Source organism: Paenibacillus vandeheii, from assembly GCF_030433635.1.
Taxonomy (GTDB): Bacteria; Bacillota; Bacilli; order Paenibacillales; family Paenibacillaceae; genus Paenibacillus; species Paenibacillus vandeheii.
In genome coordinates, this window is sequence record NZ_JAROCD010000005.1 from 120,558 (window position 1) to 143,607 (window position 23,050).

The 23,050-nt window shown below is 44.2% G+C and carries 28 protein-coding genes, 1 pseudogene and 1 riboswitch; of the genes and pseudogenes, 24 read left to right on the forward strand and 5 right to left on the reverse strand.

Translation table 11 applies throughout. From position 1 onward, the window contains the following. Window positions 1-3 precede the first annotated feature (3 nt). The gene (sigF, locus tag P5G61_RS10880) at window positions 4-759 is read left to right on the forward strand and encodes an RNA polymerase sporulation sigma factor SigF (protein WP_076291907.1); all 756 of its coding nucleotides are present in this window, start codon (window positions 4-6) and stop codon (window positions 757-759) included. A gap of 89 nt (window positions 760-848) precedes the next feature. Here sigF and P5G61_RS10885 read toward each other — a convergent pair. Continuing rightward, window positions 849-1,196 (reverse strand): annotated as a pseudogene (locus P5G61_RS10885) (DMT family transporter); the annotation flags it as partial. Between the two features lie 120 nt (window positions 1,197-1,316). Here P5G61_RS10885 and P5G61_RS10890 point away from each other — a divergent pair. The 16 genes from P5G61_RS10890 (at window position 1,317) to P5G61_RS10965 (ending at window position 15,987) form a co-directional block, all read left to right on the forward strand. Beyond that, on the forward strand, window positions 1,317-1,673 hold the full coding sequence (locus tag P5G61_RS10890) for a helix-turn-helix transcriptional regulator (protein ID WP_301246427.1): 357 nt from the start codon (window positions 1,317-1,319) through the stop codon (window positions 1,671-1,673). 674 nt (window positions 1,674-2,347) lie between these two features. Beyond that, window positions 2,348-3,004 carry a stage V sporulation protein AA gene (locus tag P5G61_RS10895; RefSeq protein ID WP_301246428.1) on the forward strand — a complete coding sequence of 219 codons (657 nt, stop codon included), beginning with the start codon at window positions 2,348-2,350 and terminating at the stop codon, window positions 3,002-3,004. Next, window positions 2,991-3,413, forward strand: coding sequence for a stage V sporulation protein AB (locus P5G61_RS10900; RefSeq protein ID WP_024630950.1), 423 nt, complete (start codon window positions 2,991-2,993; stop codon window positions 3,411-3,413). Before P5G61_RS10895 ends, P5G61_RS10900 begins: the two co-directional genes overlap by 14 nt. Before the next feature lie 86 nt (window positions 3,414-3,499). After that, window positions 3,500-5,107: a spore germination protein gene (locus P5G61_RS10905; RefSeq protein WP_435874140.1), complete on the forward strand. Its 1,608-nt coding sequence runs from the start codon at window positions 3,500-3,502 to the stop codon at window positions 5,105-5,107. A gap of 105 nt (window positions 5,108-5,212) precedes the next feature. After that, window positions 5,213-6,544: a diaminopimelate decarboxylase gene (lysA, locus tag P5G61_RS10910; RefSeq protein WP_301246430.1), complete on the forward strand. Its 1,332-nt coding sequence runs from the start codon at window positions 5,213-5,215 to the stop codon at window positions 6,542-6,544. A 217-nt stretch (window positions 6,545-6,761) separates the two neighbouring features. After that, a complete protein-coding gene (locus P5G61_RS10915) occupies window positions 6,762-7,193 on the forward strand; it encodes a peptidylprolyl isomerase (protein ID WP_301246431.1) in 432 nt (143 codons plus the stop codon). 148 nt (window positions 7,194-7,341) lie between these two features. Continuing rightward, window positions 7,342-7,505: riboswitch (FMN riboswitch) on the forward strand. A gap of 357 nt (window positions 7,506-7,862) precedes the next feature. Continuing rightward, window positions 7,863-8,966, forward strand: coding sequence for a bifunctional diaminohydroxyphosphoribosylaminopyrimidine deaminase/5-amino-6-(5-phosphoribosylamino)uracil reductase RibD (gene ribD, locus P5G61_RS10920; RefSeq protein WP_179282958.1), 1,104 nt, complete (start codon window positions 7,863-7,865; stop codon window positions 8,964-8,966). 40 nt (window positions 8,967-9,006) lie between these two features. After that, entirely contained in the window at window positions 9,007-9,675 is a 669-nt protein-coding gene (gene ribE, locus P5G61_RS10925) for a riboflavin synthase (protein ID WP_024630945.1), read from the forward strand. Window positions 9,676-9,732: 57 nt separating this feature from the next. After that, complete coding sequence (locus tag P5G61_RS10930; RefSeq protein WP_024630944.1) at window positions 9,733-10,971, forward strand: bifunctional 3,4-dihydroxy-2-butanone-4-phosphate synthase/GTP cyclohydrolase II; 1,239 nt, start codon at window positions 9,733-9,735, stop codon at window positions 10,969-10,971. Window positions 10,972-11,062: 91 nt separating this feature from the next. Then, window positions 11,063-11,530: a 6,7-dimethyl-8-ribityllumazine synthase gene (gene ribH, locus P5G61_RS10935; protein WP_024630943.1), complete on the forward strand. Its 468-nt coding sequence runs from the start codon at window positions 11,063-11,065 to the stop codon at window positions 11,528-11,530. Window positions 11,531-11,632: 102 nt separating this feature from the next. Next, the gene (locus P5G61_RS10940) at window positions 11,633-12,433 is read left to right on the forward strand and encodes a segregation and condensation protein A (RefSeq protein WP_024630942.1); all 801 of its coding nucleotides are present in this window, start codon (window positions 11,633-11,635) and stop codon (window positions 12,431-12,433) included. Further along, complete coding sequence (scpB, locus tag P5G61_RS10945; RefSeq protein WP_301246433.1) at window positions 12,402-13,064, forward strand: SMC-Scp complex subunit ScpB; 663 nt, start codon at window positions 12,402-12,404, stop codon at window positions 13,062-13,064. The genes P5G61_RS10940 and scpB overlap by 32 nt, the downstream gene beginning before the upstream one ends. A 186-nt stretch (window positions 13,065-13,250) precedes the next feature. Beyond that, entirely contained in the window at window positions 13,251-13,979 is a 729-nt protein-coding gene (locus P5G61_RS10950; protein WP_301246435.1) for a DUF2953 domain-containing protein, read from the forward strand. Window positions 13,980-14,158: 179 nt separating this feature from the next. Beyond that, a complete protein-coding gene (gene ytfJ / locus P5G61_RS10955; RefSeq protein ID WP_301246436.1) occupies window positions 14,159-14,644 on the forward strand; it encodes a GerW family sporulation protein in 486 nt (161 codons plus the stop codon). A 135-nt stretch (window positions 14,645-14,779) separates the two neighbouring features. Further along, complete coding sequence (locus P5G61_RS10960; protein WP_063870640.1) at window positions 14,780-15,232, forward strand: phage holin family protein; 453 nt, start codon at window positions 14,780-14,782, stop codon at window positions 15,230-15,232. After that, complete coding sequence (locus tag P5G61_RS10965) at window positions 15,232-15,987, forward strand: peptidoglycan recognition protein family protein (protein WP_301246438.1); 756 nt, start codon at window positions 15,232-15,234, stop codon at window positions 15,985-15,987. Before P5G61_RS10960 ends, P5G61_RS10965 begins: the two co-directional genes overlap by 1 nt. A 24-nt stretch (window positions 15,988-16,011) precedes the next feature. Here the strand turns inward: P5G61_RS10965 and P5G61_RS10970 are convergent, their stop codons facing one another. The 4 genes from P5G61_RS10970 to P5G61_RS10985 form a co-directional block, all read right to left on the reverse strand. Beyond that, the gene (locus tag P5G61_RS10970; RefSeq protein WP_301246439.1) at window positions 16,012-16,200 is read right to left on the reverse strand and encodes a hypothetical protein; all 189 of its coding nucleotides are present in this window, start codon (window positions 16,198-16,200) and stop codon (window positions 16,012-16,014) included. 216 nt (window positions 16,201-16,416) lie between these two features. Further along, the gene (locus P5G61_RS10975) at window positions 16,417-16,653 is read right to left on the reverse strand and encodes a hypothetical protein (protein ID WP_024630935.1); all 237 of its coding nucleotides are present in this window, start codon (window positions 16,651-16,653) and stop codon (window positions 16,417-16,419) included. A gap of 202 nt (window positions 16,654-16,855) precedes the next feature. After that, window positions 16,856-17,125: a hypothetical protein gene (locus P5G61_RS10980; RefSeq protein WP_094936936.1), complete on the reverse strand. Its 270-nt coding sequence runs from the start codon at window positions 17,123-17,125 to the stop codon at window positions 16,856-16,858. Window positions 17,126-17,299: 174 nt separating this feature from the next. Next, the gene (locus P5G61_RS10985) at window positions 17,300-18,160 is read right to left on the reverse strand and encodes a GT-D fold domain-containing protein (RefSeq protein WP_301246440.1); all 861 of its coding nucleotides are present in this window, start codon (window positions 18,158-18,160) and stop codon (window positions 17,300-17,302) included. Between the two features lie 285 nt (window positions 18,161-18,445). On the opposite strand from P5G61_RS10985, the gene P5G61_RS10990 reads away from it, so the two are divergent. From P5G61_RS10990 to P5G61_RS11020, 7 genes are all read left to right on the forward strand, one after another. Next, window positions 18,446-18,844 (forward strand): Na-translocating system protein MpsC family protein, encoded by a 399-nt coding sequence (locus tag P5G61_RS10990; protein ID WP_301246441.1) that lies wholly within the window; start codon window positions 18,446-18,448, stop codon window positions 18,842-18,844. A gap of 732 nt (window positions 18,845-19,576) precedes the next feature. After that, window positions 19,577-20,143 (forward strand): sigma-70 family RNA polymerase sigma factor, encoded by a 567-nt coding sequence (locus tag P5G61_RS10995; protein ID WP_179282955.1) that lies wholly within the window; start codon window positions 19,577-19,579, stop codon window positions 20,141-20,143. Window positions 20,144-20,240: 97 nt separating this feature from the next. Next, window positions 20,241-20,678 carry a hypothetical protein gene (locus P5G61_RS11000; protein WP_301246442.1) on the forward strand — a complete coding sequence of 146 codons (438 nt, stop codon included), beginning with the start codon at window positions 20,241-20,243 and terminating at the stop codon, window positions 20,676-20,678. An 85-nt stretch (window positions 20,679-20,763) separates the two neighbouring features. Further along, complete coding sequence (locus P5G61_RS11005) at window positions 20,764-21,207, forward strand: hypothetical protein (RefSeq protein WP_301246444.1); 444 nt, start codon at window positions 20,764-20,766, stop codon at window positions 21,205-21,207. Further along, the gene (locus P5G61_RS11010; RefSeq protein ID WP_301246445.1) at window positions 21,208-21,423 is read left to right on the forward strand and encodes a hypothetical protein; all 216 of its coding nucleotides are present in this window, start codon (window positions 21,208-21,210) and stop codon (window positions 21,421-21,423) included. 133 nt (window positions 21,424-21,556) lie between these two features. Continuing rightward, window positions 21,557-22,174 carry a lytic transglycosylase domain-containing protein gene (locus P5G61_RS11015; RefSeq protein ID WP_301246447.1) on the forward strand — a complete coding sequence of 206 codons (618 nt, stop codon included), beginning with the start codon at window positions 21,557-21,559 and terminating at the stop codon, window positions 22,172-22,174. Between the two features lie 82 nt (window positions 22,175-22,256). Continuing rightward, window positions 22,257-23,024, forward strand: a complete 768-nt coding sequence (locus tag P5G61_RS11020) for a sigma-70 family RNA polymerase sigma factor (RefSeq protein WP_301246448.1) — start codon at window positions 22,257-22,259, stop codon at window positions 23,022-23,024. Window positions 23,025-23,050 lie beyond the last annotated feature (26 nt).

Below are 23,050 nucleotides of genomic sequence, written 5' to 3' on the forward strand. Positions count from 1 at the left end.
CTTATGGATGCTGAAGTGAAACAGTCTTCACAGACCTATTTGGACGATGCCGAGGTCAAACGGCTGATTGCGCTCAGTCAGTCGGGTGACCATGTCGCGCGGGATACGCTGGTGAACTGCAACATCAGACTCGTCTGGTCCGTCGTACAACGTTTTATGAACAGGGGATATGAGCCGGAAGATCTGTTCCAGATTGGTTGTATCGGGCTGCTCAAATCGGTGGATAAATTCGATCTCAGTTATGATGTGAAATTCTCCACCTATGCTGTCCCGATGATTATCGGAGAAATTCAGCGTTTCCTGCGGGATGACGGCACACTTAAAGTCAGTCGTTCACTCAAGGAAATGGCGAATAAAGTCCGTAAAAAAAGGGACGAGTTGTCCAAAAATCTGGACCGTCTGCCAACAATCAAGGAAGTGGCTGAAGAGCTGGGGGTTACCCCGGAGGAAGTCGTCTTTGCACAGGAAGCGAACAAACCGCCGACCTCCATACATGAGACGGTATTTGAGAATGACGGCGATCCGATTACTTTGATGGACCAGATTGCCGACGAGTCTCAGGAACGGTGGTTTGACAAACTGGCGCTAAACGAAGCGATCGGTGGTCTCAGTGAACGGGAACGGCTGATTGTATACCTCCGGTATTATCGGGATCAGACCCAGTCCGAGGTCGCCAGCAGGCTGGGTATATCCCAGGTGCAGGTGTCACGGCTGGAGAAAAAAATACTTCAATCCATCCGCGACCAGATCGCACAGTGATTTGTGGATTACAGACAACAATATTGGTGCTAATTCACCAATATACGACAACTAACAACCTTCTATCGCACGTTAATATGCGAAGAAGGTTATTTGTCGTTGACTTGGATGGGTTTGGGTTTGGAGCGATTTGACTGCAACAGTACGATCAATCCAATGATACATGCTGTCCCCAGCCATTGAAATAAACCAAAAGGTTCATGCAACCAGATTACAGTGGTCCCAACGGCAGCAAGGGGCTCTGCGCTTCCCATTAGACTCGTTTCTTTCGCTGTCAGGCTTTTTAAACTTTCGATATAGAACCAGAATGTAATCATCGTCCCTAAAATAATGGTAAATGCCAAATATCCGTAGGTTTCCAAACGCAAGCTGGCAAACTCCATTTTCCATGGGGGGTGGATAAGGCTCAGTGCAGCCCCTCCGATAATCAAGGCCCAGCAGCCTCCATTTTACGAAGTGAATGTGGCTTCAAGCCTTTTGACAATATGGAAACTTCTGATTACAGGTGGATACGCGCTGGAACATGATCTAACATTAGAAGCAGGCGAATGAAGGACATGGTCGAATGGATTCACATGCACTTTGCTGATTCAATCAAACTGGAGGATATAGCAAGGGCGGGTCAGTTAAGCCGTTCGGAAACCTGTCGTTATTTCAAGCAAATGTTGAAGACAACACCCATGCAGTATGTCATCGATTATCGCATCCGAAAGAGCGTGGAGATGTTACAAATCCCAGATTATAGCATTACTCAGATTGCTTATGAAGTCGGTTTTAATAGCACGAGTTATTTTATCAATCAGGGATTAGACATTGAACAGAAAAATGAAGGGTTCGTTATCCATCCTGTTAGCTATTACGGGTATTGTTTTCGTGCTGACACGCTATTTCAGTTTGTTTCCCCAAGATATTGAAGTAATCCAAATTACTCCATCTTCAGATATAACATCTTCACAGGAAGTCCTGACAACGATGCGTAAGGCTTTCCCAAAGTTGCCCGATCTCCAAGTTTCTTACCAGTCTATCCATAAGATTTTCTCCTCTCAGTAAGTCCTAAGTCGCTATATTAGCGGCTTTTTTTGATCTGAAAAAAGGGGCCTGACAAAAAAATATAGCTTTAATTCCCAGCTTATAAAATCTCCTACTACCACTTCCCAGCATATTTATTGCAGACCTTTGGAAAAAGGGGAACCCGTACAACGGAGGGATGGAATCGGACAAAAGGAGCGAAGCCTCGAAGGTAGGTTCTAATACACTAGCAACGAAAGCGGCAGAATAAACCTGAAGAAGCGAAGCGTTCGCCTAAAAGCTTTCTGAAAGAAAGCTACTTCGAAAGCATACCCTGTCTCCGAATTTCTACAATAGTAGAAATTAATCAAGAAATTTGGAGACAACAGCGATCGGAAGGTTGGTCTGCAGCTGGAGTACCTGCGTGTAGTTCCCTTACTAACCGGAGAGCAACAGCGACCGATGGCCTATCCATCCCGAAGCGCCCGCAGGGCCCACACAACCTTTTTCCAACAGAATGTAATAAATTTGCACATTCTTCAAATACTAACCTAAATTACGCAGTAAAGGAGTGTTTCGGATGTCACTGACACCCACTCCAACGGTCTATGTTCGTTTGCGCAGCCGTATTCGCATCCAGAGGGGCCGAAGTGTCAAGCTTGGAGATGTCGCTCACTTGCTCACCTCTCCCGAAGAACAGGAAAGAAGGCTGCTTGAGCTCGAATTGCTGCGCCCCGGACCGGAGGACGGCAATCTAATCCTCATTGATATATTGCAGATCATTCCTCAGATCCGTCGGGTCTTGCCAGATGTCACCGTTGAATTAATCGGATCGGGGCACACACTTGTTGAAGTGATTGTGGGAAGTGGCAAGCCTTCCAAATCTCTGTTCATCTTGGTGTGGCTGCTGCTTTTCTTTGGATCAGCATTGACTATTATGAATTTTCATGCGGATGTCAACATGCAGGAAGTTCAGATTCGAATTGTAGAGATGATTACAGGCCGCCGGGATGAGCATCCGTATCTGTTTCAGGTGGCGTATTCCATCGGGATCGGGTTTGGCATGGCCGTGTTCTTCAATCATTTATTCAAGAAAAAGTGGAATGAAGAACCTACCCCTTTGGAAGTAGAAATGTTCCTATATCAGCAAAATGTAGACAAGTATGTAGTGATTGAAGAAACCGAACGTATGCATGAAGAGGAACGCAGGGAGATGAATGCGGATGAGCGTTCTTAACGGAGCAATCAGCATTGTGCTGGGAATTGCGGGGGGAATCGCCGTAGGAAGTGGTGTAATTGCGTTGATTCTCGTGCTCGATATGATCCCCAGATTGGCGCAACTTACGCGTACTTACGATAAAACCCATTGGTATGAAGGGGCCTTGATTGGAGGTTCGCTGCTCGGTACAGTTGCGGATTTTTGGCACTGGAAAGTACATGGCGTACTGCTGCTCAGCCCGATCATCGGACTATTTTGCGGTGTGTTCATTGGTCTGCTTGCTGCGGCACTCACGGAAGTGCTTAATGTACTTCCTGTACTGGCGAAACGACTGGGCATGAAATCCTATTTGTTCGGATTGCTGCTTGCCATGATTTTGGGGAAGATGACAGGCTCCCTGTTTGACTTTTTTGTATACCAGCGTTAGAACGTTAGGCCAAAGGAGGATGGGAAATGGACGTACGATCGGGCAACGACGGGCAGGACTCCAACGAGGCAGCAACCGAAGAGAAGATGCATAAATCTAATTATGAGATTCAGGAGGAAGAAGAAAAGAAGGCTCACGAAAAGAAGAAGCAAAATGAAATGTCTGATAGTATCGAGGAATCGGTGAAATATTGGCAGGAAAACGACGATATCTCCCCTCGCATGAGTGATAACAAATACACGCTTCAGCAAGTGTTGGGACTTGGAGAGTCCTTTGATGTGAATATGAGGGAAATGGTCTTGGGCGGCAAACGCGTTGGATTGTTGCTGCTGACTGGGTTTGCGAAAGATGAGATTCTACTCGAGGTATTAAAAAGGTTAACCTATCTTACACCGGAGCAAGTGTCCGGACATGCGTTAAAGTCGTATTTCGAATGTTACATTCCTCATATTCAAGTTGAGCGAGTGGAGAAAATGAGTGCCGTCATCAACAAGGTCCTCACAGGGATGAGTGCCATGTTTGTTGAAGGGGATCGTTCCGTCATCATTATGGATACGCGCAACTATCCGGTACGTTCACCAGAGGAACCTTCGCTGGAGAGAGTGGTGCGTGGTTCAAGAGACGGGTTCACGGAGACACTTCTGACCAACGTGGCGTTAGTGCGTCGAAGAATACGGGACCCTGGATTGAAATTTGAAATTATGCAGGTAGGCCGGAGATCTCAAACGGATGTCTGTGTTGTATATATTGACGATATCGTGGACAAAGTTCAGGTGGATTCCGTTCGTGAAAAGATCAAACGTGTGAATATCGACGGCATCCCTGCTGCCGATAAGCAGCTTGAAGAGGCGATTATTAACAAGGGATGGCACCCGTATCCGTTAGTTCGCTATTCGGAACGACCGGATGTGACGGCTTCCCATCTGATGGACGGACGGGTTGTTATTTTTGTAGATACATCACCCAGTGTGATGATTCTGCCGACGACTTTTTTTGACTTATGCGAGCATGCGGAAGAGAACAGACAGACAGCGTTTATGGGAACCTATCTGCGCTGGGTACGATTTGGAGGTATTCTGATTTCGCTTTTCCTGCTGCCGTTATGGTTGTTGATGGTTATTGACCCTGCCATCAAACCAACAGGAATGGAGTTCATCGGTCCTCACGAGAATGCAAAATTGCCGCTGATTTTGCAGTTCCTACTTATTGAATTCGGGGTGGATTTATTACGGATGGCAGCTGTACATACCCCTACGCCACTCGCTTCGGCAATGGGTTTGATTGCGGCCATTTTGGTCGGGGATATCGCTGTGAAAACGGGTTATTTTGTGAATGAAGTTGTACTGTATATGGCTATTGCTGCTATCGGCATGTTTGCAACACCCAGTTACGAGCTTGGTTTGGCCAATCGATTGGTCAGGTTGTTCTTGCTGGTGGCTGTGGCGATATTCAAGGTTCCCGGATTTGTTGTCGGAACGACGTTCATTATCGTAGCGCTCACTTTGCATCGCTCGTACAACTCTTCGTATCTCTGGCCGTTCATACCGTTTAATGCAAAGGCTTTGGGTAACTTTTTGTTCCGTTTACCGCTGTTGGAAAATAAAAAACGTCCTTCAATCAATAAAACGCGTGACAATACCAAAATGGACAATGATCCGGACGGGGAACTGGAAAAAAGTAAAAAACACAAATGATCAGCCGAAAAATCCATTCTTCTCATTTTCTAATTTGATATACTGGTGTAAAATCATTGGAATAACAGCTGTTCCAGTATATAAAAAAAGTGAGGAATGCAGAATATGTATTTACATGGTACAAGTAAAATAAATGCACAGGGACATCTGGAAATTGGCGGAGTCGATGCAACTGACCTGAAAGAACAATTTGGAACTCCCCTGTATGTTGTGGACGAGCAATTGGTTCGCGAGCGCTGCAGAGAGTATATGGAAGCATTCCGAGCTTCTGGCCTGGGCTTCCAGGTGGCTTATGCAAGTAAAGCATTCTGCGTAATGGCTATGTGTGCTCTTGCTGCGGAAGAAGGTCTTTCCCTGGATGTTGTATCCGATGGGGAACTGTTTACGGCATTGCAAGCTGGCTTCCCGGCTGAGCGCATTCACTTCCACGGTAACAACAAAACGCTGGAAGAGATCGAAATGGCGCTTGATGCAGAGATTGGCTGCTTTGTTGTGGATAACTTCAATGAACTGCACTTGCTGCAAGCTGTAGCCGCAGACAAAAATCGCAAGGTGAACATCTTGCTGCGTGTGACGCCTGGTGTTGAAGCGCATACGCATGAATATATCTCGACAGGACAAACGGATTCCAAATTTGGATTTGATATCGGAAACGGAACGGCATTTGAAGCGATTGAATTGGCATCCAAGCAGTCTAATCTGGTATTGCTCGGTGTGCATTCACACATCGGATCGCAAATTTTTGAGGTTGAAGGCTTCCAAATGGCCGTTCAGCGCGTTGCTGAGTTTGCAGCAGATGTGTATGAGCGCCTTAACGTTGCTTTCAAAGTGGTTAACCTGGGCGGTGGCTTCGGTATCCGTTATATCGATGGAGATACGCCACTTGAAGTTTCACAGTACGTGAAAGCCATCACGGATGCAGTGAAAAATCATTTTGCCCAAATCGGCTATGCTGTGCCTGAGATCTGGGTTGAACCAGGCCGCAGTATCGTGGGTGAAGCTGGAACAACGCTTTACACCGTTGGAACGAGCAAAGATATTCCGGGGGTTCGTAAATACGTGGCAGTGGATGGTGGGATGACCGATAATCCACGTCCAGCACTGTATGAGTCCAAATATGAAGCTGTATTGGCTAACCGTGCAAATGAGGCTGCTCAGGAGACGGTATCTATTGCTGGTAAATGCTGTGAAAGCGGCGATATGTTGATTTGGGATCTCGACCTGCCTAAAGTGCAAAGCGGCGATTTGCTCGCGGTAGCTTGCACAGGCGCGTACAACTACTCTATGGCCAGCAACTATAACCGGATCCGTCGTCCGGCAGTGGTGTTTGTCAAAGATGGTCAAGGGGATGTTGTCGTACGCCGTGAGACGTATCAGGACATCATTCAGAATGATCTGGTACCTGAGCGCATTGCCAAACAGCCAGTCATCCGTTAATCCAAAACATAGTTGAGTTTTATAAAAGAAGACCAAAAAGGATGATCCTTTTTGGTCTTCTTTTGCATCTTTAGGCAAGCATTTCAAAAAATCTTGCTGATTATTTTGCGATCAATGCAATTTCGGTGTACACTAAGAAAAGTGCTATAAAGCTTGGCCCAGGGTCAAGCGTTCTGGCACCATTAACGATGGTCAATACGAAAGGAGTCATTTACATATGGCGAAACAAGCGAAAATCAAAATGGCAAACGGCGGAGAAGTTGTAATCGATCTGTTCGATCAAGAAGCTCCAAACACAGTGGCAAACTTTGAGAAACTGGCTAACTCCGGTTTCTACAACGGTCTTGTATTCCACCGTGTTATTCCGGGCTTTGTAGCTCAAGGCGGCTGCCCTAATGGTAGCGGTGCAGGCGGTCCAGGTTACACAATCAACTGTGAAATCAACCCGAACAAACATGAGCGCGGAACATTGGCTATGGCACATGCAGGCCGTAACACAGGCGGAAGCCAGTTCTACATCTGCTACCAACCGCAACCACATTTGGATGGACAACATACGGTATTTGGTAAAGTAACCAAAGGTATGGAGTTCGTAGATGCTTTTGAAGGTAAAGACAAAATGGAGACTGTTGAAGTTGTAGAAGCTTAATCAGGATCTCTGTAAGGAAACCGTTTCGCTTTGGCGAGACGGTTTTTTTATTGCACTTAAGCTTATTAAAAGTTAGTATGTGACAAAAAGGAACAAAAAACAATTGATTTTTTGGCGTTAAAGTGCTAACATCCAATTAATAACGCAACGAATCCTTCAGGGCAGGGTGTAATTCCCTACCGGCGGTGATGCAGTATGTGAGGATATCTATCCAGCATTGATGCAAAGTCCGTGACCCGTCTGCCTGTGGCAGATGGCTGATCTGGTGTAATTCCAGAACCGACAGTATAGTCTGGATGGGAGAAGGAGAGGGTGCTGTCCTAATGGGCCGCATTCCGCAGTAGTGTTGCTGTACAGTTTGTGACGAATTCATTTCCTGTGCAGGGAGAAATCCGGTTAATTCCGGCAATCTTCATACATATGCCACATCATAGAAGCTCTTTACCTGTAATTGAAGTTCATTAAGGTATGTGTCTGCTTTCACTTGCCTGAAATGAAGCTTTGGGCGAAGTGTTGTTGGCCTGTATCCATACTACTGCTGGTGACACATGTCTCTCATCATCCCCATCGAACGGTTTGTTCGACGGGGATTTTTTATTGGATATGGAACATGCCTCTCTGTTGGAAGGGAGGTCTATAACTGAGATTTTAACCGTGGGGTGAACGGACTTGGAAATGATTAATGATGAATTTTATATGGCGTTGGCACTGGATATGGCAGAACGGGCACAAGGACAGACCGGAATCAATCCGGTAGTAGGTTGTGTCGTTGTAAAAGAAGGACGAATCGTGGGCCTCGGAAGTCATCTCAAACGGGGGACGGGCCATGCAGAGGTTCATGCATTGAACATGGCGGGCAATGATGCAGAAGGCAGTACAGTGTACGTTACACTCGAACCTTGTAGTCATTATGGCAAGACTCCACCATGCAGCGAACGCCTTATTCATGAAAAAGTAAAACGTGTCGTCGTATGCTGCGAAGATCCAAATCCGCAAGTATCCGGCAGAGGCATCAGCATGCTGCGTCAACAAGGGATTGAAGTCGAAGTTGGTGTACTGCGTGAGCGCGGCAGACGCATGAATGAGAAATTCATTAAATACATTACAACAGGTCTCCCCTTTGTGACTTTAAAAACGGCCTCTACACTGGATGGCAAAATTGCAACTCGTAGCGGGGACAGCAAATGGATCTCCAACGAGTCGGCTCGGGAGATCGTGCATGCCCTTCGTCATCGACATCAGGGCATTATGGTTGGTGTGGAAACCGTGATTGCAGACAATCCGGAGCTCACGACAAGATTGCAAGTGGAAGGCATCAGCCCGGTGCGAATCGTAGTAGATTCCAAGCTGCGTCTGCCTGTAGGCTCCAAAATGGTCAAGGATGGACTTGTACCGACATGGGTGCTTACAACGGATGAGGCAAGTCCTGAAGCGGCTGAGCGGCTGGAAGCCTACGGTGTGGAAATTATCCGCTGTGGTCCTGGACCACGTGTAGATCTACTAAATGCACTCAGCAAGCTCGGTGAGCGCGAGATCGGATCGATTCTGCTTGAAGGCGGGGGCACACTGAATGGGGCTATGCTGGAAGCACGATTGGTAGACCGACTGCTTATGTTCATTGCTCCGAAAATTGTCGGAGGATACGATACGCCAGGCAGTTTCCGCTTCGAGGGAGTTGAGCGTATGAGCCAGGCGATTCAATTACATCAGCTGGAAATTGAGCAAGTTGGAGATAATATCAGCATTGGCGGAATTCCAGTCTGGCCTGAATAAATGAGCTTACGATAATGAAATAAATAAAGGAGGCGGCAGCATGTTTACCGGTTTGGTGGAAGAAGTCGGTCAGATCCGGCGTATAGGTCGGAAAGGCGAAGCGATGGTCCTGAATATCGGAGCTTCCGCCATCATGAACGACTTGAAGATTGGCGATAGTGTAGCGGTAAACGGGGTATGCTTAACTGCGACAACCCTGGAGGGTGGTGGTTTTACTGCCGATGTGATGCCTGAAACATATCGACACACCAATCTCAGTCAATTGCAATCCGGCAGCAAAGTCAATTTGGAGAGAGCGATGCTCTCAGGTGGTCGTTTTGGCGGGCATATCGTTCAGGGCCATGTCGATGGTACCGGAGTCATTGGCAGCATTACACGTGACCAGAATGCGATTGTTTTCGAGATTAAACCTGATGATACGCAGTTGTTTAAATATTTAATACCTAAGGGGTCTGTAACCCTGGATGGAATTAGTTTAACGGTTGTGCAAACTTCACAGACTGCATTCACAGTATCCATTATTCCACATACGATTGGTGAGACCGTATTAAATGTCAAAAAGACAGGCGACACCATCAATATTGAGTGTGATATTTTGGGTAAATATGTGGATCATCTGCTCCACTATGGTAAGGGACATCAGGAGAACGGAGCAGGTAAGCCGCGAAGTATCAGTGAGGATTTCCTTGCTAATCATGGTTTTGCTTAACTTATCGAAATGGATTAAATACAAATATAAATTGAAGTGGAAACTGGAGGGGGACCTATGTCAGAGCAGTCCATTCTGAATTCTATAGAGGAAGCTATCTACGATCTCATGCGGGGAAAACCCGTCATCGTGGTGGATGATGAAGATCGGGAGAATGAAGGCGACTTTATCGCTTTGGCCGAGAAGGCTACACCTGAAGTGATCAATTTCATGATTACAGAAGGTAGAGGTCTGGTATGTGTTCCCATTACGCAGCAACGTGCCGACGAACTGAATCTGAAACCTATGGTTCAGCAAAATACAGATTTTCATGGGACGGCGTTCACCGTCTCTGTAGATCATAAAGACACCACAACGGGCATCTCGGCACATGAACGCTCCATTACCGTGAAAGGTCTGATTGATCCCGAAGCGAAAAGTGGAGATTTCCGCAAGCCGGGCCACATGTTCCCACTTATCGCCAAAGATGGCGGTGTACTGCGGCGCGCCGGACATACGGAAGCCGCTGTAGATCTCGCCATTATGTGTGGTTCCTATCCGGCAGGTGTTATTTGTGAAGTGATCAAGGAAGATGGAACGATGGCCAGACTTCCGGATCTGCAGGAAATCGCTCGCAAACATGATCTGAAGTTGATCAGCATTCAGGACATGATTCGCTATCGGAATGAAAAGGAACAGCTGGTTCAACGCGAAGTGGCTGTACGCATGCCAACGGACTTCGGTGAATTCCAGGCGGTTGCTTATACAAATGCGGTGGACAACAAAGAGCATATCGCTTTGGTTAAAGGCGAAATAGACGGTTCCAAGCCAGTTTTGGTCCGAGTACACTCCGAATGTCTCACAGGAGATGTGTTCCATTCTCATCGCTGCGACTGTGGTCCGCAATTCGATGCAGCATTGAAACAGATTCACGACGAAGGTAACGGCGTTCTACTTTATATGAGACAGGAAGGCCGCGGTATTGGACTGATCAACAAGCTCAAAGCCTACAAGCTGCAAGAGGAGGGTCTGGACACGGTGGATGCCAATCTGAAGCTTGGATTTGCCGCCGATCTTCGTGATTATGGCATTGGAGCCCAAATTCTCAAGGATCTTGGCGTTCGTCAAATTCGGTTGTTAACCAACAATCCACGCAAAATTAAAGGACTTGAAGGTTACGGACTTGAAGTGGTGGAGCGAGTTTCGATTCAGATGGAAGAGAACGAGGATAATACGGTCTACTTGCACACGAAGCAGGCGAAGCTTGGTCATATGTTGAAGTTCGACGATATCGAGCAGAATGAAGAAAAAAACTGAGCAGCTTTTCAGATGGTAAAAAAGAGTTGAAAATATTTTGCCCGAAGATCAGCAGTGTACATCATAAAAAATAATTAGGGAGATGACTTGAATGCCACACTTTTTTGAAGGACATTTGGTATCGGAAGGATTAAAATATGGAGTAGTCGTAGGACGTTTTAACGAGTTCATTACTAGCAAATTACTTAGCGGAGCGCTGGATGCGTTCAAACGTCACGGTGTTCAAGATGATGAAGTCGATGTAGCCTGGGTTCCGGGTGCCTTTGAAATCCCGTTGATTGCACAAAAAATGGCCGAAAGTGGCAAATACGATGCTGTCATTACATTGGGAACGGTAATCCGCGGTTCAACGACACATTATGATTATGTGTGCAATGAGATGGCTAAGGGTGTAGCCGCAATTAACCTGAAAACAGGTGTACCAACCATCTTCGGCTTGGTTACGACGGAGAATATCGAACAGGCCATCGAGCGTGCCGGAACAAAGGCAGGAAACAAAGGCTGGGATGCAGCTACTGCCGCTATTGAAATGGCCAACTTGACGAAACAGCTAAAATAGTGCTTATTTAATATAGTGCCCTGCTCTGCGCAGACGAAAACGGGAGACCGGATTCGGCGGCTTAGCGGGGGTTTTTATTTTTCTGGCGGGAGGATTCGTCTAGTGACGGTAGTTACATACAAACTGGAGACTTTTGAAGGGCCTTTGGATCTGCTGCTTCATCTGATCGATAAGGCAGAGATTCATATCCAGGATATTCCCATCAGCGATATTACCGATCAATATATGGCGTATCTGCATTCGATGCAGGAGCTGGAGCTGGATATTACGAGTGAGTTTCTGGTAATGGCGGCGACACTTCTGTCGATCAAGAGCAAACTTTTACTGCCCAAACCACCGGTAATCGAGGACTTTGAGGATTATGCATATATGGAAGATGAAGATTATGATCCACGTGCAGAACTGATTGCACGTCTGATTGAATATCGCAAATACAAGGGAATTGCGCGTCACTTGCACGAACGGGAGTGGGAACGCAGCCTTATTTTCTCCAAAGAGCCCGAGGATTTGCGACCGTATATGCCTGTAGAAGCACAATCGAATCCGGTTGAGGGTTTGCATACCTCGGATCTGATTGCAGCCTTCCAGAAGGCGCTGCGTAAAGCGGAGAAGCGTACAACCGTAACTCGCATCCAACGGGATGAGATTTCGGTTAAGGATCGCATTCGCGATGTCATCGGTGCGTTGGAAAGTATGGGACCGGGAGGCAGGCTGTTATTCTCCAAGCTGCTGGATAACCAAATTTATCGGCATGAGATTGTCGTGACTTTTTTGGCGGTGCTGGAGCTGATGAAGATGAAGCAAATTGTCTGTTATCAGGAGCGGATGTTTGAGGATATCGTTATGGAGTGGAGAGGGGAAACAAAGAATCATGGATTTTCCGAAATTGAAATCGATTATTGAAGGCCTGCTGTTTTTGTCCGGAGAAGAAGGTCTGAGTATTAAACAAATCGCCGAAATCGTGGATCAACGTACCGAACTGGTGTCGGATGCGATCGAGGAGATGATCGCTGAATTTGCCAATCAGGGACGTGGTGTACAAATTCTTAAAATTGCAGGGGTAGTCCAACTGGGTACGTTACCGGAACATGCGACTTATTTTGAGAAATTGGCCTATTCTCCAGCACGTACCTCTTTATCCCAGGCAGCTTTGGAGACACTCGCTATTGTGGCGTATCGGCAACCTATCACGCGGGTAGAGATTGAGGAAATCCGTGGTGTGAAGTCCGAACGCGCCATCCATACGCTTGTGAACAAGGATCTCATTCAGGAAGTGGGACGAGCTGAAGCGATTGGACGCCCGATTCTATACGGCACTACCAAGTCTTTCCTGGATTACTTTGGTTTGGCTTCGCTCAAAGATCTGCCTGAGCCAGGGTTGTTTGAAGATTCCGAAAATCTGGAGGAAGAAACTCAGCTGCTCTTTGAAAAATTGGATGTGCAGCATGTAGATCTGGACCTGGACAATTCAAGCCTGGAAGACGATGCAAATACAATCGATATAACTAACGAAGATGATCCTATGGATTCTTAACGTTGGAGCTGGATCGATCCAAAACCGGTACCCTGTCGGGGTGCCGGTTTTTTTGACGTGTTATCCGAATGGATTGCAGGTGGTGGTTCAAAGATTAAATGGAATTTTTAGGTCAGACGTGAATTTTTTCCTATATAGAGTGTCATACTAGACGAGAAAAGAATTGAGGGCTTGGAGGTAAGGCCTGTGTGGATTTGGCTTGGAGGAATCGGCTTGTTGATCGCACTGCTTCTTGTCGCAGTCCTCATCTCGTATGTTCATGTGCATTTTACATTCAGGAAACATAATCATGATGATTATGCCAAGATTACGGTTCGTCTGCTATATGGCATTGTGCGTATTAACTATGAAATTCCCAGCATCGTCTTTCGTAATATGAAGGAAGGTTTTCTGGTGAAGACGGAGCAGCGAATGAGTCATTCGAGGGAAGCCCAGAGCCACGAGCGTGTTAACAAACGTAAAGTCAAAAAGTGGGCTAAGGATGTAAAAGTCATGCTCAGGGCAACGGAAGCATTGAAGCTCTGGATCAAGCAAACACTTTCTCGTATACATATGACTGATCTGTCCTGGTCTACCCGCGTTGGCATCGGCGATGCAGCGTATACGGCTGTTCTCATAGGTTGGGTGTGGAGTATCAAGTCCATCATCATTGGATACCTCTCTTATCAAATCCATTTTGAGCAAACGCCAAAGTTACAGGTTGTGCCTGTGTGGGAAGATGAAATGGAGTTCCAAACCGAGCTGGATTGGAAGCTGAAAATCCGGATTACAGCAGTCCTAATCGCAGGAATTACGTTGTTAACCCGGGTGCTCCAGGTTGAGGGAGGATGGCGTATGTGGTTCAAACTTTTAAAAGAGCAGCGGCGCAGACGCAAGCTAAAGCTCAAGAGACAACACAGCAAAGCGCACACATAAGTGTGTGAATTAGCGGATATTTTCCACAGTTTGTTCCAACTGGCGGGTTTTATTTTAACGAGTCAGCAGCTTCAAGTTTAAAGGTTTTGTTAAATGGCTGGCTTACATAAGTCCCTTCAACTTTGGGGATGATATGTTTAGATCAAACCTAGCTTAAATTGAAACTGGAGGGAATTTAAATGTCAGATCATCCAATTCAAGGCTTAATGGAAACCGCAATGGAAAATATCAAGGCCATGGTGGATGTCAATACAATCGTGGGCGATGCGGTTGAAACACCTGACGGTACCGTAATCCTGCCAATTAGTAAAGTGGGATTTGGATTTGCTGCCGGTGGCAGTGATTTTCATGTAAATGAAGGAAGCAGCAAAGGGGGAAGCGGGGGAAGCAGTACGACTGAACATGCCAGCTCCGCTTCGGTGGCCTCACCATTTGGAGGCGGAAGCGGGGGCGGTGTATCCATTCGTCCTATCGCGTTCCTGGTGGTTGGCAAACAGGGCGTTCACATCGTTCCGCTTGACAATTCAACTCACCTGTTCGAGAAACTGATCGATTCCACTCCATATGTGATGGATAGAATTCAGGACATGTTCCGCAGTCGGAATACAGCACAAACTCCAGAGTCAGGCATTCATGTCACACCTGATCCTTCTACGTTCAGCTAATGATTCAGCGAAGATCCCTTCCGCAGTGCATATGCGAAAGGGATTTTTGCTGTTCACTTAGTAGAATGCTGAGGAGAATAAACAAAGGCAACAACATCTCATGAGACTTATCCCCTTGTTCCGCCTAACCTAAACATGAAAAAGATTTTGAAGGGGGAAGGCGATTTGCAAAGAGATACGATCTTTACGGTTTTATGTGGATGGCTGTTGTCTGCCATGGTGTACTTGGTTGGAGGGATGGATCACCTGTTTATTGCAGTAACGATTTTTGTGGGGTTGGATTACATGACAGGTGTGTTATCTGCTTGGTACAAAAAGGAACTTTCCAGTAGGGTCGGATGGTGGGGACTTGCTCGCAAGTCACTGACATTTGTATTCGTCATTATTGCTCATCAACTGGATATAGTTTCGGGCAATTCCAACGACTTTATGAGAGATGCCATGCTGATGTTCATCATCGGTACTGAAGGAATAAGTATTCTCGAGAACATGGGAAAATTAGGACTTCCTGTACCGAAATTTATCACTTCTGCTCTTTTCAAGCTTCGGGGTGAGGAAGATCAATCAGAAGGGAAGGAGAAGATGTAATGCTTTCGATTACCAAGGACTACATACCTGTTAATAAATATAGTCGAGCGGGAATGAAACTGAAGGCTAAACGAGGAATTGTTATGCATTATACGGCTTCTCCAGGAGCATCGGCAAGAAACATTAGTACATATTTTGCGAGCTTAGCACAGCAAATTGGGAAAGGTCGTTATGCAAGTGCACATTACTCTGTAGATCGAACTTCCATCTATAATAGCCTTCCAGATGATGAACTTGCATACCATTGCGGGAGTGAGACGTATACAAAGGAAGCTTTATCCCATCTTGGAACATATCCAAACAATAGCACAGTGGGAATTGAAATGTGTATTGAGAAGGACGGCAGCATTCATGAGGATACATTTAATAACGTTGTAGACCTTGCAGTATATTTGATTAGTGAACGTGGCTTTCCCAATGTGTTCTTTACACATAAAGAAGTTGTTGGGTGGAAGGAATGTCCATTACCTTGGATCAAAAAACCTGAGGAATATGAAAGATTTAAGCAAGCAGTCAATTCTAAATTAAGTCCACTTAAGGAAGAAGTGGCTACGGAGGATGATGATATGAATAAAGTGCTGGATTATGCTCAATGGACATGGAATGAACTTGATAAATACGTAGGAGATGCCTATAACGACAAAATCATTGACGAATGGGCATGGGTGGAGAAAGTACGCAAGAAGAAGCTCACCTACGGGGAATTGCTCATGTTGAAGGTTCTGATTGATGAACGCAGACGCAAAAAAGCTTGAGAGGACGATAAGGTAAAGAGAGGATTATCCGCAACGTTCTTTTAACCAATCATTAAAATGAGCTGCGTCTTTCAAAAAATAATAATTTTGTATGATCACAATTTTGGTAGGATGTTCATGCTCATATTGAGAGTGAAACAAGGTTGAATCCACCACTCCAATTACAGAGTGATTTAAATGGTCTATAACATGTTCTAAATCTGCTTGGTTCATATAACCATCCTTTCGTTAAATAGGTCATGTTGAAGAAGGAGATATCCGTGATGTCTCCTACATGTTCTATACGAGTTCAGAGGAAGGATGTTAAGCCGTCTGATGTAAAACAGAAAGAAGTAGAGCCCCAAGTCCAATGACTTGAGGCTCTACTTTTTTGGCTTCGTTTTGCAAAAAAACATATATCCGGTCAATTCTAAATACTGAAACTGTTATCTACTCTTGTAAAAAAGCGGAAAGGGCTTCATCTGCAAAATCGAGTTCTGCAAAGGCTCTGCACACTTTCTGGAAGGATCTAATGGTATTGGTTTCGTATAAAATGTTAATGGGATCGAAACCTAGCATAACTAGCGAATCAACAAGTTCTGTCTGGTCCACTTCGATATGGTGCAGTGCTTCAAGCATGGTTTCAATGACTGCTAAAAATAGAATTGCTTTATTTACTTGATCCATATGTGTTGCTCCCTTCGTTAATTCCTTTTCTCCTGTCATTCTGCCAAGGTCTATTCTTAGAATAAGCAGGGTGAGATGGAAAATAACGCGAAGCACATAAGCAAGCCAATATAAACTAAATAAATCTGAAATGAGGGGGAGAACAAAAAAAACAAAATAAAAGGTCAGATGGATTTCAATGAATCTCCCCTAATATGTAAGATTAGGCGTTCTCGTTGACCTCATTGATGATTGAATCAATTAACTCATCATCAACCAATGTACTGGCTTTTTCAAGTGCTGATAAAATGCCTTGCGGATTATCAAAAAAAACATTAAACAGAATGGGAGCGACGTCGTCTATGTTAATTTTCTGAGCTTTAACCATACTAATCAGAGCAACAACGATTTCGTGCCCCTCTACATTGCCTTCCATGAATCTATTTCTTAAGTGAGTTGCCACTGCTTCGGTCTTTGACTGCGAGTACGCCATTACATTCCCTCCAACGATTGAGTAGTCTAAGTAGTGCTCCTCTTTTATGCAAGTCTAAACCAGGTTAGATTAGGAGTTATCTTAACAATAATAAGTCAGTTAGTTCAATTTATCAATAACTACTACAGCAATGAAATTTCACATGAATCCTGTCTATATACAACAAAAAAGACCCTAGAAGGGTCTTTTTTTTGGTCTTCCTTCCCAATAATCGGGAAATCCTTCGTAGTCCCAAGCGTACAGATTTTCGCTGTCTGCCTGAATGGCAACATCTGCTCCTGAACCGAAATCAACACCTACAGAGCCAAGTTCTTTTGCTTTAATGGCTAATACTTTGCCAGGTGCCCCTGCACATACAAGAGCCAGTTTCCAAGGTGTTTTTTTATGGATGTTTTCCATTTCTTTAGAGGCTGCGCTCACATGAGACCAAGAGGGACAGTCCACTGTTGCAACGATGCCTGTCCAACCGTAACGGCGTTCCAGAACTTCTTTGTATTGTTCGGCCTTGGCTCCACAGATCAGTATGGGCATGGTTTTGAACGTTTCATAGAACAGCTTAAACCGGGCGATGTAATTATTTTCAAATGCATAAAATGTCTTCTTGGGCTTAATCTTGTAATACGCTAGACACATATCAAACAAGGGTCTGAAATACCAGTGATCCGTCTGAGTCAAGTGACCAACATAATCGGCTTCTCTCAGGCAGTGTACAATGATCTCTCTCGCTCCTGCATTGGGTAGCGTAATGCCACAGTATGTGGGATCATTCACCCACCCGTAATGGGATTGGATGAAATCCATGGTTAGGACAATTCCATGGGCCAGAATGGTATTGGAAGCATCCCCGAATCGAACGGAAGCATGAGGTTCTCCATCCGAAGCCTTTTGGAACCAGATAATGAGGAGATTGTCACAATGGAGATGACCACGGAGAAGGACGATCTTAGTTGGTGCAACGGAAGAGGCATTCGATGTGATTGAGAGGGAGTATGGTGCCAATGTGGTTTTGAATCTGGTAGCGTTCAGTCTGCTCAAAGTTGATGCACCCAATGAACAACAAAGTTAAAAATAGCTAATTAAAAGAAACTGTTTAGTTCTACGCGTACTGTTCTGCTTTATTTGCATAATTGTAAACCATAGTAAAACAAGTGATATACCCCAAGCCTACTTCTGGGGTCTATTCCTTTTTCTGAAAAGATACCGGGAACTTTAGTCCATAAACGCATTGAAACTTGTCTTGCATAAGGAGTTTTGATTAAATTAGGTTTGATTATTGTATTCAGGGCAATAGGAGGAAAAAGGATGATTGTAGGGAGGGATGTGAACATTGAGATAAAAGACTTGGAAAGAGAACTCGCGAAAATGGCATCAAGAATAAGAAAAGATTTTACTGAACGCGGGCCAGTAGATACCAGAGTCGTCATCATGAATCATTTTATCATCCTGAAGTTTACAGCAAAATTCACCAAACCTGAAGCGTTCATGCTTGAACACATGCAATCGCATTCCAGTCAGATCTTTGCCGAATACAAGCTGAAGCTTGCACAAATGATGAGAGAAGATTTCAGTCCTGTTTTCTCCTATATTCACCTGGGTTTAAAAATTGAAGATATTGAAACCATGTTCTTTGGTACTAATTTTGCTGAACAGGTGACCGTCTTTAAAATGAACAAGGATATTGAGGGGCTGCTGAAAAATGATACTATAAACATGCCTTAAGACCTAATAAATTTCGTTTTGTTATTGGATAGGTTCTTCGGAACTAATTTTAATGTTGACAATATCCTACATATTTCCTTATACTACCCTTATGGCGATCAGATAGAATTAATAATCTTGACGAAGCCTGTGACAGTATTTGAGAGCTTCAAGACCATATCTTCGGTAATTGGAACGAAATAGATGTCAGACCAAGACCGACACATTCCACCATTTTGGTATTTTCCTAGTGGTGCGCTCTGTGTTGGTCTTTTTGTTTGCAAAAAACGGGCTTTACGTTTCCTAGTTGGCTTCGTATATAGTGGGTAAAAGGTGTATAGACGAAGCTGATAAAAATATGTTGCGAACATTAGTTCGTATTTGTTATTCTGAATGTAATAGGTTGGAAAAGTGGCACTGAACTGAACAAATTTTCATTGCTGTATTTTGAAAGTTAGGATCTTGTTGTTGTGGATATCAGAATGGGGAGGTGGATCATTTACGAATTTTTTTTGCAATGCAAAACTTATCCAGCTTTAAGTTTGGCCTAAAGAAGATGTTTTCATATTTACGAAGAAGTGATAACACTACATATTAGACATGGTTTTTTTGGACATCGGCAAGTCATTTATAAAGTTTGGTTACGGTGAGAGATACTAGATTGCTGAGTGAAAGAATTGATGATAATTATAACTATAGAAATACAAGTTAAAGTTTAACTAACAACTAAATAATCATTGGGGGAAAATGATAATGTCTGCTACGACTGCTATGGGGTTTGATGATTTATTTGAAATTGGGGATATAGATACGTTTTTGAACAAAGCACAGGAAAAATGTCGCCATAAGCTTAGAGGCAAAACGTTTGCAGGGATGGAAAAAGAGGATGTAACGCAGGAGATCATGATTAAGTTATATAACGCGCTGGACAAGTATGATGCTGAAAAAGCAAAAATGTCGACGTTTGTTGATCACTTGATCGAGAATAAAATCAAGGATATGTATCGCAAATGCATGTCTGAGAAAAACCTCAGTGTCGTTAACGCTGTCCAGCTTGTGTGTACTGATCTTGGCTCCAGTGATGAAAGTGAGGGAACAGATACAGCGCTAACACTTGGGCACGCCGGGTTTGCTTTTGAGAATTTTGAATTCGTGACCGACATCATGGAGAATATGAAGCTTAATGAGCGGGAGAAAGAGATTTTTAAACTTCGAACCTCGGGGTACGAGTTTGTAGAAATTGCAGCAATGTTAGGTGTATCCAAGGCACGCATATCACAGTTGTGGAAAGCGATTCGTGAGAAATACGAAGCTCTGTAGTATCAAATTAAATGGCAATTAATAGCCGAAGCTTGTTGCAGATTGATCATCAAAACGATACATATCATTAAAAGCACTCTTAACGGGGTGCCTTTTTATGTCGTATAGGGTAATTGATCGATTGAATAATGGAGGGTGGAAGAAAAATATGCTCAGTGTTGTTGTGTTGGGATTTACGTTGGAAAGTCTGTCGGCATTTCCTGATATTGCTTGGGCCCACCATGATTCGTCTACCGCTTCCGACCTAAGTAACCGGGAGTATGCGTTGATTATTGAGAAGGTTGTCTTACAAGCAGATGCGTTGCTAGTTAATCTCGATGTGGAAAAGCTGACTCCTACTGAGGTAGTGATCTTACATCATGCGTATATGCAAAACAAACCGATTATGGGTGTAGGACTTAGGGTATGGGAGCCGGTGATTGAGGAAATGTTGTCCAAGCGAATGAATGACCTAAATCGGGCAGTTGCTCATATTCGAACGTATTATACGCTCTTTAGTGGTGCCCCAGATATTTCTCCTGTATTAAAACGTTAACTGTCAATGATACAACGCGTATAGAGCAATTGAAGAGCTGAAAAGCCAGACTCAAGGTATTTTGAATCTATGGAGGAATGACCGTATGACACAAATGATAAAAGCAAAAGACGATACATTAACCGAAGAGTTGGTTGCAAGTCTAGTTGGAAAATGCGTTCACGCACCAACAAATGTGCATGAGATTCAAACGCCCACAGGCGCAACAACAAAAGCCAATGTTTGGTTTGCGGGTACTGTAGCTGGCTATGAAAAAGCAGTTATTGGATTCAACTATGAAGCGGACGAATTTCACGAGAAACCGCAAACCTACTACAACGTCCATTTAACGGATGGTATGGGATATATTCTAACAAGTGCATTTGAACTGGAGATATATGAGTTGACTCAAGAGGAATTTGCTCAGTTGATCGAGGAGAAAAAGAAAGAAGAGAACACCGAGAATATCAACCAATCCCTTTCCGATGTGCTAACCAATAAAGAAACAAACGAAGAATTAAATCCCGAGCTTCTTATCGGTAATGAATAAATGAACATGAAAAATTATGCTGTAGATATTGCTGTAAAGATGTTTTTATCCCCATCACCTCTGGATCTCGAGGAACAGATCAACACCTGGATGAATGTCAAACCAAATGTACTGGTTATTGGGTTGGATGTTACTTCCGCCTACGATCCAGCAAACAGCAGGTTAGAATATACAGCAATCTTGGCATATCAAACCAGTGAGCGAGATGAGCCTTAATAGGAAAAAGGAGACCTATAAAGTTGACAACAACAGACCTTTAAATTATTGAGGTACAAGTTCGTGCAAGCAGGCATAAACTACGGTTTCTTTCTATTATATAAGGTTCAACCTAAGGAGGTGAGCAATCCCGTTGGTTATATTTGAAAAAATCGGGATGATCATTACGGTGGTACTAGCATCTATAACGTTATATGGCGGGCTGATTGCACCAACTGCTTCTAATTCAATTGGAGAACAACATACAAAACAAGCTCTCAAAGTGAAATCAAGTCCGGATTCTACGTCCCATAAAGAAATAGTAGATATGTTGGAGCATTATATTGATTCTTATCAAGAGAAGATGGTAAGCCAGGCTAAATTGTTGAAGTATGTGAAGTGGGTTGATCAATATATTGAAGGCTCCAATATAGACTCTCTGTGGATATTCGCCATGATGTGGCAGGAGAGCCGCTTAATAGAGGATAGCACATCAAATCATGGAGCCATCGGGCTCCTTCAAATACTGCCGAGTACGGCCAAAACGTTTGGTGTTACAGGCAGTGACTTATACAAGCCTGAAGTTAACATCAAAACCAGCATTAAATATATGGAATATCTGTTGGAAAAGTATGATGGAAACCTTCGTACAGCAACGATTGCGTACAATCAAGGGGAAGGAAATGTCGACAAGGGTAAGGCTCGCCCCTGGTATTACAACCAAGTGAAGAAACACCATAGCAAGATGACTCAGATGTTAAAGAAAAATTAAGTAAGAACGTTAGATTGTTGGTGAACTTCCACAACATTTACATAGGGAGATCTAGATGGATAAATTTTCAGAACATATTAACATGAATTTGAAGTTGGACAAGAAATTTTACTCTATGGACCTTGTAGGAAATATTGAACGATGTCAAGTCGATGAACATTTTCTAGGAGATAGCATTTTGGTAAACGAGAACTTGATTTGGCACTCCGTACATAAATACATTGGAAAACCGGAAGTCATTATCAAAAATCATTGTGTGGAAAAAGACGATATTCTTCAATTGGGTCGCCTTGGTTTCATTAAAGCGGTCAATGCATTTGACACGGGGCGTGGTGTGAAATTTAGTTCGTTTGCGGTTACTGCCATAGTAAGGGAAATCCGATGTTTTCTGAGAGATAGCGCAAGCATCATTCGACCCACTCGTACAGCTACTGAATTAATTAACCGAATCAATCGGTTGGAGCATGATATGGGGTATCTCCCGACAGCTCATGAAATCGCCTTGTTGATCGACGAAGAAGAGGAGAAAATCAACAAGGCGCTCCAAGTGGGCAAGGGAGTTAAATATCTGGATGAGCCTGTCGGAGCAGATGATCAGCAAGCTCAAGCAGTTACGTTGATGGATACCATCTATAGTGGGGAAAACATTGAGGATGGAGTGGTAGACCAAATTTATGTTGACGCCGTTATTGACTCAGTGAAGCGCAAGTTAAGCGAGAAGGAAGTCACTGTCCTGAAACATCGAGTAGACGGCTTTAATCAAACACAAACAGCGGAGATGGAAGACATTAGCCAGATGAGAGTCTCCAGAATTATGCGAAAAGTGGCCAAGATGCTGGATAATAACTAATTTTAATCAAGCCTGGCAACTCCTCT

Bases quoted from the DNA above. Each gene is read 5' to 3' on its own strand.
- P5G61_RS11010 (WP_301246445.1), top strand. From the start codon at position 21,208: ATGAACATGAAAAATTATGCTGTAGATATTGCTGTAAAGATGTTTTTA.
- P5G61_RS10905 (WP_435874140.1), top strand. From the start codon at position 3,500: ATGCATAAATCTAATTATGAGATTCAGGAGGAAGAAGAAAAGAAGGCT.
- P5G61_RS10980 (WP_094936936.1), bottom strand. From the start codon at position 17,125: ATGGCGTACTCGCAGTCAAAGACCGAAGCAGTGGCAACTCACTTAAGA.
- P5G61_RS10970 (WP_301246439.1), bottom strand. From the start codon at position 16,200: ATGAACCAAGCAGATTTAGAACATGTTATAGACCATTTAAATCACTCT.
- P5G61_RS10900 (WP_024630950.1), top strand. From the start codon at position 2,991: ATGAGCGTTCTTAACGGAGCAATCAGCATTGTGCTGGGAATTGCGGGG.
- P5G61_RS10960 (WP_063870640.1), top strand. From the start codon at position 14,780: ATGAAAAAGATTTTGAAGGGGGAAGGCGATTTGCAAAGAGATACGATC.
- P5G61_RS11020 (WP_301246448.1), top strand. From the start codon at position 22,257: ATGAATTTGAAGTTGGACAAGAAATTTTACTCTATGGACCTTGTAGGA.
- P5G61_RS11000 (WP_301246442.1), top strand. From the start codon at position 20,241: ATGTCGTATAGGGTAATTGATCGATTGAATAATGGAGGGTGGAAGAAA.
- ytfJ (WP_301246436.1), top strand. From the start codon at position 14,159: ATGTCAGATCATCCAATTCAAGGCTTAATGGAAACCGCAATGGAAAAT.
- lysA (WP_301246430.1), top strand. From the start codon at position 5,213: ATGTATTTACATGGTACAAGTAAAATAAATGCACAGGGACATCTGGAA.
- ribE (WP_024630945.1), top strand. From the start codon at position 9,007: ATGTTTACCGGTTTGGTGGAAGAAGTCGGTCAGATCCGGCGTATAGGT.
- P5G61_RS10975 (WP_024630935.1), bottom strand. From the start codon at position 16,653: ATGGATCAAGTAAATAAAGCAATTCTATTTTTAGCAGTCATTGAAACC.
- P5G61_RS10995 (WP_179282955.1), top strand. From the start codon at position 19,577: ATGTCTGCTACGACTGCTATGGGGTTTGATGATTTATTTGAAATTGGG.
- P5G61_RS10895 (WP_301246428.1), top strand. From the start codon at position 2,348: ATGTCACTGACACCCACTCCAACGGTCTATGTTCGTTTGCGCAGCCGT.
- ribH (WP_024630943.1), top strand. From the start codon at position 11,063: ATGCCACACTTTTTTGAAGGACATTTGGTATCGGAAGGATTAAAATAT.
- P5G61_RS11005 (WP_301246444.1), top strand. From the start codon at position 20,764: ATGACACAAATGATAAAAGCAAAAGACGATACATTAACCGAAGAGTTG.
- sigF (WP_076291907.1), top strand. From the start codon at position 4: ATGGATGCTGAAGTGAAACAGTCTTCACAGACCTATTTGGACGATGCC.
- scpB (WP_301246433.1), top strand. From the start codon at position 12,402: ATGGATTTTCCGAAATTGAAATCGATTATTGAAGGCCTGCTGTTTTTG.
- P5G61_RS10965 (WP_301246438.1), top strand. From the start codon at position 15,232: ATGCTTTCGATTACCAAGGACTACATACCTGTTAATAAATATAGTCGA.
- P5G61_RS10890 (WP_301246427.1), top strand. From the start codon at position 1,317: ATGGTCGAATGGATTCACATGCACTTTGCTGATTCAATCAAACTGGAG.
- P5G61_RS10930 (WP_024630944.1), top strand. From the start codon at position 9,733: ATGTCAGAGCAGTCCATTCTGAATTCTATAGAGGAAGCTATCTACGAT.
- P5G61_RS10915 (WP_301246431.1), top strand. From the start codon at position 6,762: ATGGCGAAACAAGCGAAAATCAAAATGGCAAACGGCGGAGAAGTTGTA.